The sequence below is a fragment of the bacterium genome (genome assembly GCA_035703895.1).
Lineage (GTDB): Bacteria > Sysuimicrobiota > Sysuimicrobiia > Sysuimicrobiales > Segetimicrobiaceae > Segetimicrobium.
In genome coordinates this window covers 1-14,732 of sequence record DASSXJ010000094.1, presented here as the reverse complement: position 1 = coordinate 14,732, position 14,732 = coordinate 1, and the positions used below count along the sequence as shown (strand labels likewise).

Sequence of the window (14,732 nt, the reverse complement as noted above, 5' to 3'; positions counted from 1 at the left end):
ATCGAACATCTCGCGGCCGAGGAGAAAGAGCGTGTAGGATGTGGCCGCGCCCAGCACCAATGGCGACAGACGCACCCAGAATGATCCGTTCCACACGAGCGTCGTCATGGCGATGAGATACGCGATCATCGGAGGATGATCCGGATAGCCCCAATCGAGATGATGGGCCCAGACCCAATAGTAGGCTTCGTCTGGGAGCACAGGAAAGGATGCCGCGAGCGCGGCTCGAGCCACGAGGCCACCGCCGACGATCCAGATCAAACGCCTAGTGGTCATCCGCCTGCGCCCCCGGTCGCCTGCCGTGCGTTCAGCGTCGCCGGGGCGTCTCCTTCCTCTTTCGCGTCGCGGTCGCGAGTGAGGGCGCATCGATCCGCATGTTGCTGGTCGCCAGGATCGCAGGCTCTTTCGGCCAATGTACGTAATGTGACAAGGGCGAAACGCTTGTGAGGCGGAGTGAGTACGTGTCGGCAATCGCGACCGTTCGAATACGTCCCCCGATACACCCGCAGACGGCTACGGGGGCCGTTCTCGTTATTGCCGCGGGCCTCGCCATGCTGTGGCTGAGCCGGGGAGACGCGTCCTTTGGTGTGTTCACCGCGATCGGGCTGACGATCGGATTCGTCATGCAGCGGAGCCGCTTCTGCTTCACGGCCGCGTTCCGCGACCTCTTCATGTTCAGGTCCGGTCGCAACATGAAGGGCGTCATCGTGGGAATGGCGGTGGCGACCGGGGGCTTCGGGCTGATCATGGCCAACCTGCTGCCCAACCCTACACTCGGAGTGGTCGCTCCGGAGGCTCATGCAAATCCGCTGGGCCTTCATCTTGTGCTGGGTGGCATCCTCTTTGGTCTCGGGATGGTCGCGGCCGGCGGGTGCACATCGGGATCCCTCTACCGGATGGCGGAAGGATACGCGGCGTCGTGGGTGGCGTTTGTGGGGATCCTGGGAGGGCTTGGCATCGCCAGCCACACTTGGAACTGGTGGTGGACGAACCAGGTACGCTTTTCACCCATTATCTGGTTCCCCCGGGAGGTAGGGTATGGTGGCGCGATCCTCTTGACGCTCGCGGGATTGCTAGGAGTGTATCTCCTGGTTCTGTGGATCGAGTCGGGTTCTCCGGCAGCGCCCGTTGAGCCACCGCCCGCGGTCACGGAGATCGGATTCGCCGGACGTGTCGCAGACCTGTACAAGACGATCTTTCGGCGCGGGTGGTCCGCGATGACGGGGGGCCTGCTCCTCGGGATTCTGAATATCTTCTCCTACACGGCGCACATGCCGTGGCGCATCGTTGGTGAATACTCTCGGTGGGCAAACGGTCTGTTCTCGCTTGTCGGCCTCGGCCCTGGGAAGCTGCTCGGGGTAGAGTCACTCGTGGGATGCGCCCTGCGAATCGGCGGCGGCGCCCTGACGCACGGATTGCTCTTGAACGTGGGCCTCTTTGGCGGGTCGCTGATCTCGGCCCTGCTGGCCCATGAGTTTAAGCTGCGGTTTAGCAGGAACAAGGTCCGGTACACGCAATCCTTAGGAGGCGGCCTGCTCATGGGCTATGGTGCGGGGCTGGGGATGGGCTGCACCGTTGGTGCGTTTTTCTCAGCGATCCCGTCGCTCGCGCTGAACGGATGGGTGTTTGGTCTGGCGCTGGCCGGAGGGGCCTATCTTGGGGTGCATCTCCTCCGCTATCTCCCATAGCCGATGAAGCTTGACGTTCGAGGGGAGATCTGTCCGTACCCGGTGCAGAAGGTCGTGGAGGCGCTGGATCGGCTTCCCGCCGGCGAGGAGCTCGAGATCCTTACCGATCATCCCCCGAGCCTGGAGATGGTTCGGACCATCGCCGGCCAACGCGGGTTCGCGATGCGGGTTGAGGACGCCGGCTCGGGGGAGTGGCGGATCACCCTTGCGAAGAAAGAGGGGAGGCTCCGATGAACCGCTGCATCGCCGCCGGCATAGCTGCAGTGCTGGCTGTGGGCCTGCTGAGCATGGGTGCTTGGGGGGCAGCGCGCAGCCGTCTACTGTACGTGTTCAATGTAGGCTCCAAAGACGTCTCCATCATCGATACGGAAAGCAATACCAAGGTTGGCACGAAGAAGCTGGGCGCGGCGGTGCGATGGCTCTCCAACGAACAAGACTTCTACGATGGGCGCCTCGCCTGGACGTATGAGGACCTCGACGACGGCCAGGTGGATATGCTCGCCATCGATCTCGCCGCTATGAGGGTGATCAAGCGTATCCGGCTCGGGGCCGGGCCCGGATTCAGCGTGGTGCTCACCCATGATCGGACCCGGGCCCTGGCAGACGTCGCCGGTGACAACAAGATTGCGGTCGTTGACACGAAGACCTTCAAGATCGTGCAGCGGATACCTGTGGGCACATTCCCCTGCGATCTCGATAATACCAGAGACGGCCATTTTGCCTACCTCCCCGAGCGGGACCAAGATACCGTTGCCATGCTCGACATGCACACCCTGCGAATCGTGAAACGCATCGCGATGGGGAAGCACACGGAACCCCACATGCTTCGCGTCTCTCGCGACGACAAGGCCGTGTGGGTGGCGAACGCCGAGGCCAACTCCCTGGTGGTTTTGGACGCCAAGACGTTGAGCCCGCTGGCCAAACTTCCCATGGGCAAGGTCCCCGTGACCTTCGCGTTCTCTCCCGATCGCCGGGTCGCGTATGTTTCGCACTACGATGATAACTTCGTTTCGGTCGTGGACACTGCGACGTACAGGGAGGTCGGCCGCATCAAGGTGGCCCAGGGCCTTGCGGTCGTAACGTTCAGACCCGACGGGAAGTTTGCTTACGTGGCGGCGAGAAATGCCAATGCGGTCGCTGTGATCGACACGGAGAACCGCAAAGTGGTGAAAATGATTCCGAGTGGAGACACCCCTTGGGGGCTGATCATCGCTCCTGCGTCGCCATGAGGTGAATATGCCGGGGATCGAAGGCCCTCCGAACAAGGGATCCCGGCCGTCCTCTCCGGCAGCTCCGTCGCTCTACCTCGTCGGCGCCGGTCTTATGCTCATCGGCGCATTCGTCCCCTGGATACAGTCCCACGCGCTGTTCATGACGATTCCGGTGAGAGGGGCCGAGACCGATTATGGCCGCCTGTTCCCGGCAATCGCGCTCGTCGTGCTGGCCGTTGTCGCCTATCACTGGTCGTTGGGCTGGCGAAAGTGGGCCCACGGCCTGATCCTGTTGCTCGGCGTGGTCGCCGTCATCGTCGCCGTGCTTTATGGCCTGCAGGTGACGCAGCGCGTTCATCGGGTCGCCGAAGCCAACCGCGACAAGCCGGGCGCCCCGTTGGTCCTAGGCGGACGGGCAGCGTTCAGCATGGAGTTCGATATCGGGTACTACGTGACGCTGGTTGGAGCGGGAAGCCTGCTTGCGGGGGGAGTCACAGCCCTTCGACGATAGGCAGAAAATGGGGCCGGGCGGCAACATCCCCGCCCGGCCCGTGACAGTCCGCGACCGTCACCGCGCTACTGCTGCTCGATCTCCCAGAAGATGTCTACGGCGGTCACTTTGCCCTTGTTGGCGATGAGCGGAATTTTCGTGCCGGCCGGGATGGTGTACGCGGTCCCGGTTGATATCGTCTTCGTCTTACCGTCGGCGCCAGTGACCGTAAACGTCCCCGCCAACGTGTAGCAGAAATCCCAAACCTTCGCGCCCATATCGACATTGGCCCATTTCGCGCCTGGTTTCTCGTCGAGGCGGTTCCACGTGACCTTGCTCACGCCAGGCATCCCCATGACGTCGAATTTCTGCACTTTCAAGGTGACCCCCGGCGGCAGCTTCATCATGTCTTGGGCTCGCGCCGTCGGTGTGGGGAGCCATTGCCAGACTGCGATTCCCACGAGTGCCACTAAGGCGAGGCTGAGAAGCCTCCAATTCCTCATGAACATCCCTCCTCAGATGAATGGATCGTCTCGTGGGGCCTTATTTCTCTAAGGCGGCGGGGCCTTCCTCCTCCCCGGCTCGGCAGGGCACCGCGGAGCCGGCACGGAACTCTCCAGCGACTCTTTTACGCGTCTCTGGAGGTGAGCCGAGGTGAGTCTACGCGCGCTGAGCATCTCTCTGGCCTTGGGCGTACTCATGTTTGCCGGTCAGACGCCATCTGGTCTGGCCTCTTCGATGCAACTCGTCGGAGGCGGCCTCATTGGCGGTCCCATCACAGGCAAGACAATCAATTCTCCTTCGGACTTCGGGTTTGCCGTCACGCCCGACGGTGGGACCTTCGTGTGCAGCATGGCCGGCCCACTCACCGGAGGGTTTATGAATATGAAGGTCATGACGGTGGAGGGTCCTGTCACAAAGGGCAGCCTCAGCCTCCACGGGAACACCGCGACGTTCAAAGGAAACGCCACAGTCGTCCTTGCGCCCGGCATGAAAAAAGAGCCGGTGGAAATCCTCGCCGGCGTTCCATTCACCGTCACCGTCGGCTTGGGCGGTCCGGGGAAGGGTTGGCTCATGATGCACGTCCCCCCGTTCACGAAGACGCTGGGGGGAGATACTGGAGGAATGGTGAAGCTCGGCAGCATCGATACAGAAAAGTGACAGAAGGGAGAGACTCTCCCACCAGCGTTTCGGGTCGTTATATCCTCTGATCTCATCGACGCCCTCTCCGCTGGCACGCGGCCCATGGGGGCGTTATTCCTCTATGATAGTATCAATGTGTTTGGCGAACCTGGAAGGAGTTTCGTTTCGTTCTGAGAGACGCCACGATGACGTGTGCAACGTGTGGCAAGGAGAACCCCGGCAACGCCCGGTTTTGCATGTTTTGCGCCGCGAGGCTTTCGCAGGCGTGCAGCGGGTGCGGCGCGGATAATCCGCTCGGCACGGATTATTGTCTGACCTGCGGCGCGTCGCTGGCCGTCGTGGAATCGGCGGAACGACGCGTCGTCAGCGTCGTCTTCGCGGATATCGTCGGATCGACGTCGTTGGCCAGCCGGATGGACCCTGAACCTGTGCGAGGGATCCTCGGGGAGTTCTTTTCCGCCATGCGCGAGGAGGTGTCGCGGTACGGGGGCAGTGTGGAGAAGTTCGTCGGCGACGCGATCCTCGCCGTCTTTGGCCTCCCACAGGCCCATGAGGACGATCCGCAGCGGGCGGTTCGATGCGCGGTCGCGATGCAGCGACGCATGGCCTCGCTACGGACGAAGATTGGCGATGTGCATATCCGCATCGGCATCGCTACCGGAGAGGTTATCGCCGATCCGAAGGCGGCGCCTACCGGGGAATTCATGGCGACAGGCGAAACCGTGAACCTCGCCGCGCGGCTGCAACAGCACGCGCCTCCGGATGCCATCGTGGTAGACGACCGCACACGTGCTGCGACCAATTCGTTCACGCGGTACAAGCCGCTGCCGTCCCCCAGTGAGGGCGACTTCGCGGACCGGCCTCGATGGCTGGTCTCGGGCGTTGCGGACGGCGAGGGGATGAAGCGATTGCGCGCGCCGTTGCTGGGCCGCACCGATGAGGTAAACTTGCTCCTGGCCTTGTATCGGCGTACCATCGAAGACCGCCGGCACCACCTTGTCGCCCTGCTCGGTCCGGCTGGAATCGGAAAGACGCGTCTGGCGCAGGAAGTGCTCGATTCCGTCTCCCGAGGGCGCACTTCGCCCACGATCTGGCGGGGGCGATGTCCGGCCTACGGCGATGGGCTGACCTTCTGGCCGCTGGCCGAAATGCTCAAGCAAGAATGCCACATCGTGGAGACCGATACCCCGACGATCGTCGCTGAAAAACTGTTTGCGGTCGTGCATCGCGTCTGCCCGCCGCTGTTTGGCCCGGACGACAGCCGGGCCATCGCCGCGGGGCTTGGGGTAGTGCTGGGGCTCGAGTCGGTCGAGCGCCGTGTGAGCCTGCCTGACCCAAGAGAAGGTGACGATTCCGGATCGGCGAGTACGACGCTGTTCCAATCGCTCAGAGCGTTCCTCAAAGCCAAGGCCACGTCGAAGCCGCTGATCCTCCTGTTCGAGGACCTGCACTGGGCTGAAGAGACCTTGTTAGATTTGTTGGAACAACTCGCGACGCAGGGCGTCGATGCGCCGCTGTTCATGCTCTGCCTGGCCCGCCCTGAACTGTTCGAGCGGCGCCCCGCTTGGGGGCAGCGCGTCCGTAACTACACAACGATCTCCCTGCCTCCTCTGTCGACCGAGCAGAGCCACCAACTCATCACGGAACTGCTGAAGGGCGAGGCCATCCCAGCCGACGTGCGTCGGCGCATTCTGGCGAAAACAGAAGGCAACGCGTTTTTTATCGGCGAGACGCTCCGCATGCTCATCGACAATCGGAATCTCGCGCGGGAGGCTGGCGGCGTGTGGCGCTGGACGGGTGATCCTGGGGACATCCGCATGCCGGACACGGTTCACGGCATGATCTTGTCCCGCATCGATCTGCTTCCGGTGTTGGAGAAACGGGTTGTCCAGGATGCATCGGTCGCGGGTCGCATCTTCTGGTTGGGGAGCGTGACCGCGATGGGCCTGCAAGCTGCCGAGACACTGGCCGCGCTCGAGCGGCTCCAGGAGCGTGACTTGGTCGAGGAACATTCGGGGTCCACGGTGGCAGGGGAACGGGAATTTGCGTTCACTCATGCGCTCATTCCCGAGGTCGCGTACGCGACGCTCTCCAAGGCCGCACGTAGCGCAAAACACCTGAGATTCGCAGGCTGGCTCGAAGGGGTCGCGCAGCATGGCGATGAGTTCCTCGAGGTCCTCGCACACCATTACGAGGACGCGTGGCGATACAGATTCGAGACCGGTGAGGATGCGCAGGACACGGCGCGACGGGCGGTGGGGATTATTCGCAAAGCATCGGCACGGGCTAAGGCACGGTGGACGCTCCCGGAATCTCGCCGGCTGTGCGACCGCGCGCTGATGATCTTGCAGATGGCGGCACTCGACACCGACGTCCCGCTGCTCCTCGAACTCCTCATCGATCGATCCGAAGTCGTCAAATGGCTCGATGCGCCCGACGTCGTCCTCGAGGATACGCAGAGAGTGATCGACCTGGCAGCACCTGCGGGCCGCCAGGATCTGCTGGCCCGGGCGTGGTTGAACCGAGCGTTTGCCGCGGACGACCGCGGGCGGCTGCACGACGCCGCAGATGCCCTGCAGCGTGCCGAGACACTGTTTCGCTCGCTGGGCGACCGGCATGGCGAAGCGGAGACGTTAGAGATGTTGGGCTTCATCACCGAAGACCTTCGTGGCAAACTGACCGCCGCGAGGGAGGCGTACCGGCGAGCTCTGGATCTTTACCGGGAAATCGGAAACGCGCAGGGCGTCGCCCGGACCACGGTGCGACTCGGTCGGTGTCACGTCAACGCGGGAGAGCTTTATCGCGCCGAGCGGGTGCTCGTCGATGCCCTGGATCTGGCCAAGCACTCCAATGAGCGAATCAGCGAAGCGGGAGCCGTGTTGGGCTTAGCGATCGTGGCGCACTTGGGTGGGCAGGCTGAGTTGGCCTCCCGCCGGTACCGAGATGCGATCGCGATCCACCACGAACTCGGCGACCTCATGGGGGCCGCGAGCGCCCATCGCCACCTTGGCATGCACCACCTCCGTATGGGAGCCATCGATGACGCGGAGACGGCATTGCAGAAAGCGCGCGCGTTGCGGGCGGAGCACGGCGCGCGATCGGAGTCCGCCGTCATTCTCCGCGGGCTCGCGGAGGTGTCGTTGGCCAGAGGTGACCTGGTCCGCGCGGCCGAGTACGCCGAGCACGCCTTCAAGGTGGTCCCCGACTTCGACCAGCTTGCCAAAGCCACGCACCGTGTGACGCTTGCCCGAATCCGCGCGTCGCAAAATCGGGAAGCACAAGCGGAGACCCTGTTCCAGGCCAGCCTGCGGTTTCTTGAGTCCTCGGAATATGTGGTTGACTTCGCCCTGTCTCTCGTCAAGTATGGCGAGGCCCTGCTTCTACTCAAGCGGCCAGACCGCGCTCGGCCGCCGCTCGAGCGCGCACGGGGGCTCTTTGCAGACATGGGCAGCACGTTCTTTGTGCGCGAGATCGACGCCCGCCTCGACGCCCGCGTCCCCAGCGGTGGGGACTAGCGGGGAGGCCTCGTTCCAGACGGCGGCGCACAACGCGTGGCCACGGGAGGTTCTCGATGCAGGGCATCCGTCCCCGCCTGGCTGTCGCAGCGATCGCCATCTCGCTGGTGTCGGACGTCCCATTTCCGAAGACGTCTCGGGAAACCTGCGCTCTCCTCTCGCCTCAAGTCGCATCCAAAGTACTGAAGGGCACCGCGGCGCCTGATCCGGTGCAACCGAGCAACGTGATGTGCGTGTGGACCGTCCCGTCGCTCAGATTTTTAAGCCCGCGGCTCTCTTACGGCGTCGGCCAAGGAAGCCTGGCAGGCGGATCGGGATCGGTGGCGGTCAGGGGTGTTGGCGATGCGGCTTTGTGGTCTCAGCAGACCCACACGCTACTCGCTGCTCGCCATAACGTCACCGTCGACGTACATCTCGAAACCTGGGACGGTACTCTCAGTGACGGCGTCGCCGACCTCGCGGCGGTCGCGCGGGACATCCTGCGCCACTTCTAGCGGTTTGAACCGCGACTCGAGGCTGCTTCCAGTCTAGCGTGTCCACGCCGATGTTGGACCGCTCCGTGCGCCCGTTGACGTGCCTGCCCTGCCGTCCGTTCGTAAGCGGTAGACGCGTGGGCTGACACCGAACTCGGCACGGAAGGCGCGGTTGAAGTTCGACACGTCGCCGAAGCCGCAGTCGAGGGCGATGTCGAGGACCCTCGCCGGCTCCACCGCCAGCCGCGTCGCCGCCGCACGCAGGCGCGCCCGGAGAACATATTGGTGCGGCGTCACACCCGTTAGGCGCGCGAACGTACGGAGGAAGTGGTACGGGCTCAGCCCCGCCTCTCGCGCCAAGCTGCCGAGGGTGAGCCCGGCACCGGGATGGCGCTCGATCATCCGCACGGTGCGCGTCACTCGCGCCGTAGCACCCGGTGGGGTACTGTTCGAGTTGGGGACGAGCCCGCCCGCGAGTTGAACCGTCTGCGCGGCCACGTGGACGCTGAGTTCCTCCCATGGGATGTCCACGGAACCGGCCAGGCCGGCGCAGGCGCGCGCAGCCAGCTGCGACAGCGGGCGGAGGGGCGGCAGGCGGAGGACACGAAAATCCGGTTTGGCGCCGCGGATCCCAGCATCGGCCCCGAGCCTCTCGAAAAACTCTGGAGTGTATCCAAACGACACGCACCGGTCTCCGGCGCCGTGTGTGTGCCCGCACTCGAACCATTGGCCCGCGTTGCCGAGGAGAAGGGAACCTGGGGTCATCAGCTCGCGCCCCGTCGCGGAGTGGCACTGAAAGCTGCCCGCAGCAACGATGGCGATGAAGACGTGCGCGTGCTGCTCTTCGAAAGGGCGATCTTGCGGACCGGAAGTACAGACCACATCGGTGACCGACCAGCCGCCGCCCTGGGCCAGCACGCGCGTCGTGAGGTGGCCTGGGGCACCGTTCGCAGCGCGCTCGGCCAACGCCCGGTCCAATTCGACCGCAATTTTCGCCAAGAATTCCTCTCCCGTCGTGCCGTACAACAGTCTAGCAGACCGGAGGGTGGCGATGTGTCGGTCCGGCGCGCGTGGATGAGCAAGAGGTATGATGATGGAGACTATCACTGAGCTCGCATTCTACTGCCTCTTTGAAACGCCATTGGGGCCGTGCGGGATCGCCTGGCATGAAGGTGAGAGTTCCCGCACCCCTCCTAGGGTGACCTTCCTGCATTTTCCGGATGCGACGGCGAAGATGACTGAATCGAGAATCGCGCGGAACTCGGGCGCGCGCAAATCGAGCGCGCCTCCGCCGCAAATTGCCGAGGTCATGGAGAGAGTGTGCAGGCACCTCCGGGGCGACGTTCAAGATTTTCGGGATATCGCCGTTGATGTGGACGGCGCGGGTCGGTTTGCGCGGCAGGTGTACGAAGCCGCACGAGAAATCCCGGCCGGGGAGACCAGCACATACGGCGAGCTTGCCCATGCCTTGAGCCGGCCCACCGCAGCCCGCGCCGTCGGTCAGGCGCTGGCAAGGAATCCCATCGGGCTTATCATCCCTTGTCATCGTGTCCTGGCCGCCGGCGGCGGCCTCGGAGGATTTTCCGCTCACGGGGGGCGGGCGACGAAGGCGAGGCTACTCGCAATCGAGAGAAAGGACACCATAGTGCCAAGGGACCATGATCAAGACGCATCCGCTCGTCATATGCTCAGGCATTCGGTTGCCACGCTCGCGTACCGAGCGGGAAAGGCTCTACGCGATGTACCAGACGGTTTCGCAGAGCTTCGGGTTTCAGCAACAGCCCGAAGTTCGGGGGAGATCCTGGCGCATATGGGCGACCTGCTGGACTGGGCGTTGTCCTTGGCAAGGGGTACCTCGGCGTGGCACAGCTCCACGCCCTTGTCGTGGGAAGGGGGCGTGAAGCGTTTCTTCGCTGCGCTCAGGGCATTCGATGCCTACCTGGCGTCTGGTGACCCCCTTGCGGCTTCTGCGGAGAAACTCTTTCAAGGCCCGATCGCCGACGCGCTCACGCACGTGGGGCAGCTTGCCACCCGCCGACGCGTGGCCGGGACGCCCGTTCGAGGCGAAAACTACTTCCTGGCCGATATCGTCGTTGGCCGCGTGGGGCTCGAGCAGTCTGCGCCACGCCGCGAGTTTGATTAGAACAGTTCCTTTGCGCTGGTTGGAGTGGTGCCGGAGGAGGGACTCGAACCCCCACGGGCGTGAGCCCAGGCGATTTTGAGTCGCCATCGTCTGCCGATTCCGACACTCCGGCACGCCGTGTCGTCAGTATCGTAGCATCTGCGTTTGGACGCCTCAAGAGCGCAGGCCGGGACCCGCGGGCCCCCCGGGCTGGGGAGGCGGGCATGCTATAATCGTCGTGAGATGCCCGCTTCGTCCGGCCGCCCCCTCTTGATGCTCATTGACGCGAACGGCCTGGTCTACCGCGCCTTTTTCGCGCTTCCGTACTTCACCACGAGCGACGGCCAACCGACTAACGCCGTCTACGGTTTCACCACCATGCTCCTCAAAGTGCTCGAGGAGGAGGCACCCGAGTACGTCGCGGTCGCCTTTGACAAGCCGGGTCCCACGTTTCGCCACGAGGCGTACGCGGACTACAAGGCCACCCGCCAGCGGATGCCGGACGACCTCCGCCCGCAGGTCGGCCTGGCCAAAGAAGTGGTCGAGGCCTTCCAGCTGCCCATCTTCGAGGTGGAAGGGTTCGAGGCCGACGACGTCATCGGCGCGCTTACGCGCCAGGCCGAAACCCAAGGGATGGATGTCCTGATCGTGACCGGAGATCTCGATGCGTTACAGCTCGTGTCCCCTCGCACGCGCGTGATGATGACCTCTCGCGGAATCACCGAAACCATCATCTATGATGAGGCGGCGGTGCGGCAGCGGTTCGGCATCGCCCCCGCGCAGATTCCGGACCTCAAGAGCCTCAAGGGCGATACGACGGACAACATCCCGGGTGTGCCGGGGGTAGGGGAGAAGACCGCCAGCCGCCTCCTCGGCCAGTACCCCAGCGTGGAGGCGCTGCTGGGCGCGCTCGACGGTATCCGGGAGGAAAAACTCCGCAAGCGGCTCGAGGAGCACCGGGAACAGGTCTTGCAGAGCAAGCACCTGGCTACGATCGTCACCGACGTCGACAATGTGCGGCTCGATCCGGAGTTCCTGCGGCGCCGTCCTCCGGATCTCGACCAGGTCAAAGACCTGTTCACCAGTTTGGAGTTCAAGACGTTGCTCGAGCGGCTGGGGGGGGACACCCCAGCCGTGCAACGCCGGGGCAAGTACGGGGTGGCGAATCCTGACGGTCTTTCCCAACTGCTCGGTGGGGCCGAGCACCTCGCGGTCGCGCTCGTCGCCGATCCCGGACATCCCCTCCTGGCGAAGTTGCGTGGGATCGCCGTCTCGACGAAGGCGGGAGAGGGCGCCTACATGCCGGTCGAATCGGCCATGCCCGCGAGCCTTGCCGACGCGTTGGAGCGAGACACCTTGCCCAAGATCAGCCAGGACGCCAAGCGCGACCGGCTCCTCCTCGAAGGCGTCGGGCTGCGCCCCGGTGGGTTCGTCTTTGACATCTCGCTGGCCTCGTATTTGCTCGAACCCGGCAAGCGCACGCACACACTGGAAAGCGCGGCCTGGCAATACCTCGGCTGGCGGTTGGGGAACGGGGCGGAAGACGACGCGCTCCCGCTTGGCCAAGGCTCCGATGAGGTCGCCGCGGAGCACGCCGACGTGATCGGTCGGCTCGCAGAGGTGCTGGAGGCGCGCCTCCGCGAGAGGGAGCTCCTTCCGCTGTACCGAGATGTCGAGCTGCCGCTCATCGACGTGCTGGCTCGGATGGAAGCGGTGGGCGTCGCCATCGATGTCAGCGCTCTGCGCGCGCTCTCGGCCACGCTCCGAACACGGCTCGACGCGCTCACCGATGAGATTTACCGGTTGGCGGGCACGGAATTCAACCTCGGGTCGCCTAAGCAACTGTCGTTCGTCCTGTTCGAGAAGCTCCAGCTGCCGGTCCTCAAGCGGACCAAGACCGGGTTCTCAACCGACGCAGATGTGCTGGAGCAGCTGGCCCCTCAGCACGAGGTGGTCGCCCGCATCATCGAGCACCGGGAGCTCAGCAAGCTGCTCAGCACATACGTGGACGTGCTCCCGGGGTTGGTCGACCCCCGCACGGGCCGGCTGCACACGACGTTTAACCAGACTGTCGCCAGCACCGGCCGCCTGAGCTCCACCGATCCCAATCTGCAAAACATCCCCATCCGGACCGAAGCGGGGCAGCAGATCCGCCGCGCGTTCGTTCCGGGGAGCCCCGACCACGTGCTGGTCTCGGCGGACTACGATCAGATCGAACTGAGGGTCCTGGCTCACATCACCGGAGATGAGGGTCTCCTGGAAGCGTTCCGGCGCGGCGACGACATCCACAAGGTCACAGCGGCAGAGGTCTTTGGGGTCGCCGCGGCCGATGTCTCAGCGGATCAGCGGCGGCTGGCGAAGGTGTTCAACTTCGGGATCGCCTACGGGATCAGCGACTTTGGGCTTGCCTCTCAACTGGGGATCGCCCGGGGCGAGGCGGCCCAGTTTATGGAGATCTACTTTGCCCGGTATCCGCGCGTGGCCGAGTACATGCGCAAGACCACAGAGCTGGCGCGCCGGCAGGGATACGTGACGACCCTCCTCAATCGCCGCCGGTATCTCCCAGACATCCTGAGCCGTAACCGCCAGATCCGTGAGGCCGCCGAGCGCGTCGCGATCAACGCGCCGATGCAGGGTTCCGCCGCTGACATCATCAAGATCGCGATGCTGCGGATCCACCGCGACCTGTTGCCCGCGATGCCGGGGCTGCAGATGATCTTGCAAATTCACGACGAGCTGCTGTTCGAGCTTCCCCGCGATCTCGTCCCCCGGGCGACGCCCAAGATCAAGGAGATCATGGAGCAGGCCTATCCGCTGGAGGCCCCCCTGCGGGTCAGCATCGGTGTGGGGCCTAACTGGCAGGATCTGGCCAACGTCGAATGAGCCGCGGGCCGCTCCGGATCGGGCTGACGGGCGGCATCGGGAGCGGGAAGACCCTGGTCGCCCGGCTGTTCCAGGACTTCGGGGCCGCGATCGTAGACGCGGACGCCATTGCACGTGAGGTGACAGCACCCGGCGGGCCTGCGTATGAGGGGGTCGTTTCCGCGTTCGGCCCAACCGTGGTCCGCGCCGACGGGACCCTCGACCGGAAGGCCTTGGCCGGTCTGGTATTCGCCGACGCCGCTGCCCGCCGGCGGTTGAACGCCCTGACCCACCCCCATATCCGCCGGCGCATGGCGGAGGAGGCGTCGCGTCTCGGCTCGGCGCCGGGAGTCGAGGTGATCGTGCTGGATATCCCGCTGCTGCTCGAGACCACCGACGGCCGCGACCTCGGCCTCGATGGGATCGTTGTGGTCGACGCGGACGACGACGTGCGCGTCGGCCGGCTCGTGGCGCGGGATGGGTTCTCGGAAGCCGAGGCCCGCCGCCGGCTGGCCGTCCAGATGCCCCTGCGAGAAAAGGTGGCTCGGGCCGATTGGGTCATCGATAACAATGGATCCCCCGAGCATACCCGCGAGCAGGTTCAGACGCTCTGGGAGACGCTTCGGACGCGGCGCCCCGCATCCTAACCCACAGCGGAATGCCCCAACGTGGGGGCGCCGGGTGTTTCGCTATCACTACCCGCACGGTCCCTGCCGAACGAACACCTAACAAACGCGAGAGGGCCAGTCGCGAAAGACTGGCCCTCATGGCGATGTGTAGCACCCATAACGCCCAAGATCAGCGGGGTCTGCGGAGTTGCTCCGATGTTAGATTAGAAGCAAGTCAACACCGTAGGCGACGTCACGACGGTCGGTGTGCCTGGTGTTGCGGTGTTGTTGATCGCAACGACGCTGGAGCCGACCTGGTCGAGTTGGAGGGGCGCAGTCAGTCCACCGCCCACCATCGGGACGGTCGCCACCGTTGTGGGCACGCACGTCGTCACTCCGTTATTGACCGGGACGATCATGGGGGCCGAGGACGGTCCGACTGTCCGGAACGACGGAACGACCGCTATGACTGTGCCATTTTGCGAGCAAATGGTCGCATGAACCTGCGCAGGCACCATCATCGGAGCATTTGGCGACCCGACCGCTCGCTGAAGGACCATGGTTCCAGGAGCGCACGTAATGCTCTGTGCTTGGGCAACGAACGGAGTCAGAGAGACTAT

Annotated in this window: 14 protein-coding genes, 1 tRNA gene and 1 pseudogene; 11 read left to right on the top strand and 5 right to left on the bottom strand. The window is 64.3% G+C overall.

Features of this window, described 5'->3' with window-relative positions:
• A partial coding sequence (locus VFP86_06520) for a glycosyl transferase (protein ID HET8999281.1) occupies positions 1-276 on the bottom strand: 276 nt, incomplete at its 3' end.
• Positions 277-551: 275 nt separating this feature from the next.
• On the opposite strand from VFP86_06520, the gene VFP86_06515 reads away from it, so the two are divergent.
• Genes VFP86_06515 through VFP86_06500 form a run of 4 tightly spaced genes read left to right on the top strand, consistent with a single transcriptional unit; the run spans position 552 to position 3,410 of the window.
• The gene (locus VFP86_06515; protein HET8999280.1) at positions 552-1,688 is read left to right on the top strand and encodes a YeeE/YedE family protein; all 1,137 of its coding nucleotides are present in this window, start codon (positions 552-554) and stop codon (positions 1,686-1,688) included.
• Between the two features lie 3 nt (positions 1,689-1,691).
• A complete protein-coding gene (locus VFP86_06510) occupies positions 1,692-1,922 on the top strand; it encodes a sulfurtransferase TusA family protein (protein ID HET8999279.1) in 231 nt (76 codons plus the stop codon).
• The gene (locus tag VFP86_06505) at positions 1,919-2,917 is read left to right on the top strand and encodes a cytochrome D1 domain-containing protein (protein HET8999278.1); all 999 of its coding nucleotides are present in this window, start codon (positions 1,919-1,921) and stop codon (positions 2,915-2,917) included. Before VFP86_06510 ends, VFP86_06505 begins: the two co-directional genes overlap by 4 nt.
• A gap of 7 nt (positions 2,918-2,924) precedes the next feature.
• Positions 2,925-3,410: a hypothetical protein gene (locus VFP86_06500; protein HET8999277.1), complete on the top strand. Its 486-nt coding sequence runs from the start codon at positions 2,925-2,927 to the stop codon at positions 3,408-3,410.
• Positions 3,411-3,475: 65 nt separating this feature from the next.
• On the opposite strand, the gene VFP86_06495 is transcribed toward VFP86_06500, so the two are convergent.
• Positions 3,476-3,892: a hypothetical protein gene (locus tag VFP86_06495; protein ID HET8999276.1), complete on the bottom strand. Its 417-nt coding sequence runs from the start codon at positions 3,890-3,892 to the stop codon at positions 3,476-3,478.
• A 151-nt stretch (positions 3,893-4,043) separates the two neighbouring features.
• Between VFP86_06495 and VFP86_06490 the strand changes: the two genes are divergently transcribed.
• From VFP86_06490 to VFP86_06480, 3 genes are all read left to right on the top strand, one after another.
• A complete protein-coding gene (locus VFP86_06490) occupies positions 4,044-4,550 on the top strand; it encodes a hypothetical protein (protein ID HET8999275.1) in 507 nt (168 codons plus the stop codon).
• Positions 4,551-4,717: 167 nt separating this feature from the next.
• The gene (locus VFP86_06485) at positions 4,718-8,047 is read left to right on the top strand and encodes an adenylate/guanylate cyclase domain-containing protein (GenBank protein ID HET8999274.1); all 3,330 of its coding nucleotides are present in this window, start codon (positions 4,718-4,720) and stop codon (positions 8,045-8,047) included.
• Between the two features lie 56 nt (positions 8,048-8,103).
• Entirely contained in the window at positions 8,104-8,541 is a 438-nt protein-coding gene (locus VFP86_06480; protein ID HET8999273.1) for a hypothetical protein, read from the top strand.
• A gap of 33 nt (positions 8,542-8,574) precedes the next feature.
• Here VFP86_06480 and VFP86_06475 read toward each other — a convergent pair whose 3' ends face one another.
• Positions 8,575-9,519 carry an AraC family transcriptional regulator gene (locus VFP86_06475; protein ID HET8999272.1) on the bottom strand — a complete coding sequence of 315 codons (945 nt, stop codon included), beginning with the start codon at positions 9,517-9,519 and terminating at the stop codon, positions 8,575-8,577.
• 88 nt (positions 9,520-9,607) lie between these two features.
• On the opposite strand from VFP86_06475, the pseudogene VFP86_06470 reads away from it, so the two are divergent.
• Together VFP86_06470 and VFP86_06465 are read left to right on the top strand one after the other, a co-directional pair.
• Positions 9,608-10,141 (top strand): annotated as a pseudogene (locus tag VFP86_06470) (methylated-DNA--[protein]-cysteine S-methyltransferase).
• Positions 10,142-10,417: 276 nt separating this feature from the next.
• Positions 10,418-10,663 (top strand): hypothetical protein, encoded by a 246-nt coding sequence (locus tag VFP86_06465; GenBank protein HET8999271.1) that lies wholly within the window; start codon positions 10,418-10,420, stop codon positions 10,661-10,663.
• Between the two features lie 25 nt (positions 10,664-10,688).
• Here the strand turns inward: VFP86_06465 and VFP86_06460 are convergent.
• Positions 10,689-10,775 (bottom strand) — tRNA-Leu (locus VFP86_06460).
• A gap of 140 nt (positions 10,776-10,915) precedes the next feature.
• Here VFP86_06460 and polA point away from each other — a divergent pair.
• Together polA and coaE are read left to right on the top strand one after the other, a co-directional pair.
• Positions 10,916-13,525 (top strand): DNA polymerase I, encoded by a 2,610-nt coding sequence (polA, locus tag VFP86_06455; GenBank protein ID HET8999270.1) that lies wholly within the window; start codon positions 10,916-10,918, stop codon positions 13,523-13,525.
• Positions 13,522-14,151 carry a dephospho-CoA kinase gene (gene coaE / locus VFP86_06450; GenBank protein ID HET8999269.1) on the top strand — a complete coding sequence of 210 codons (630 nt, stop codon included), beginning with the start codon at positions 13,522-13,524 and terminating at the stop codon, positions 14,149-14,151. The genes polA and coaE overlap by 4 nt, the downstream gene beginning before the upstream one ends.
• Before the next feature lie 185 nt (positions 14,152-14,336).
• Here the strand turns inward: coaE and VFP86_06445 are convergent, their stop codons facing one another.
• Positions 14,337-14,495: a hypothetical protein gene (locus VFP86_06445; GenBank protein HET8999268.1), complete on the bottom strand. Its 159-nt coding sequence runs from the start codon at positions 14,493-14,495 to the stop codon at positions 14,337-14,339.
• Between the last annotated feature and the right edge of the window lie 237 nt (positions 14,496-14,732).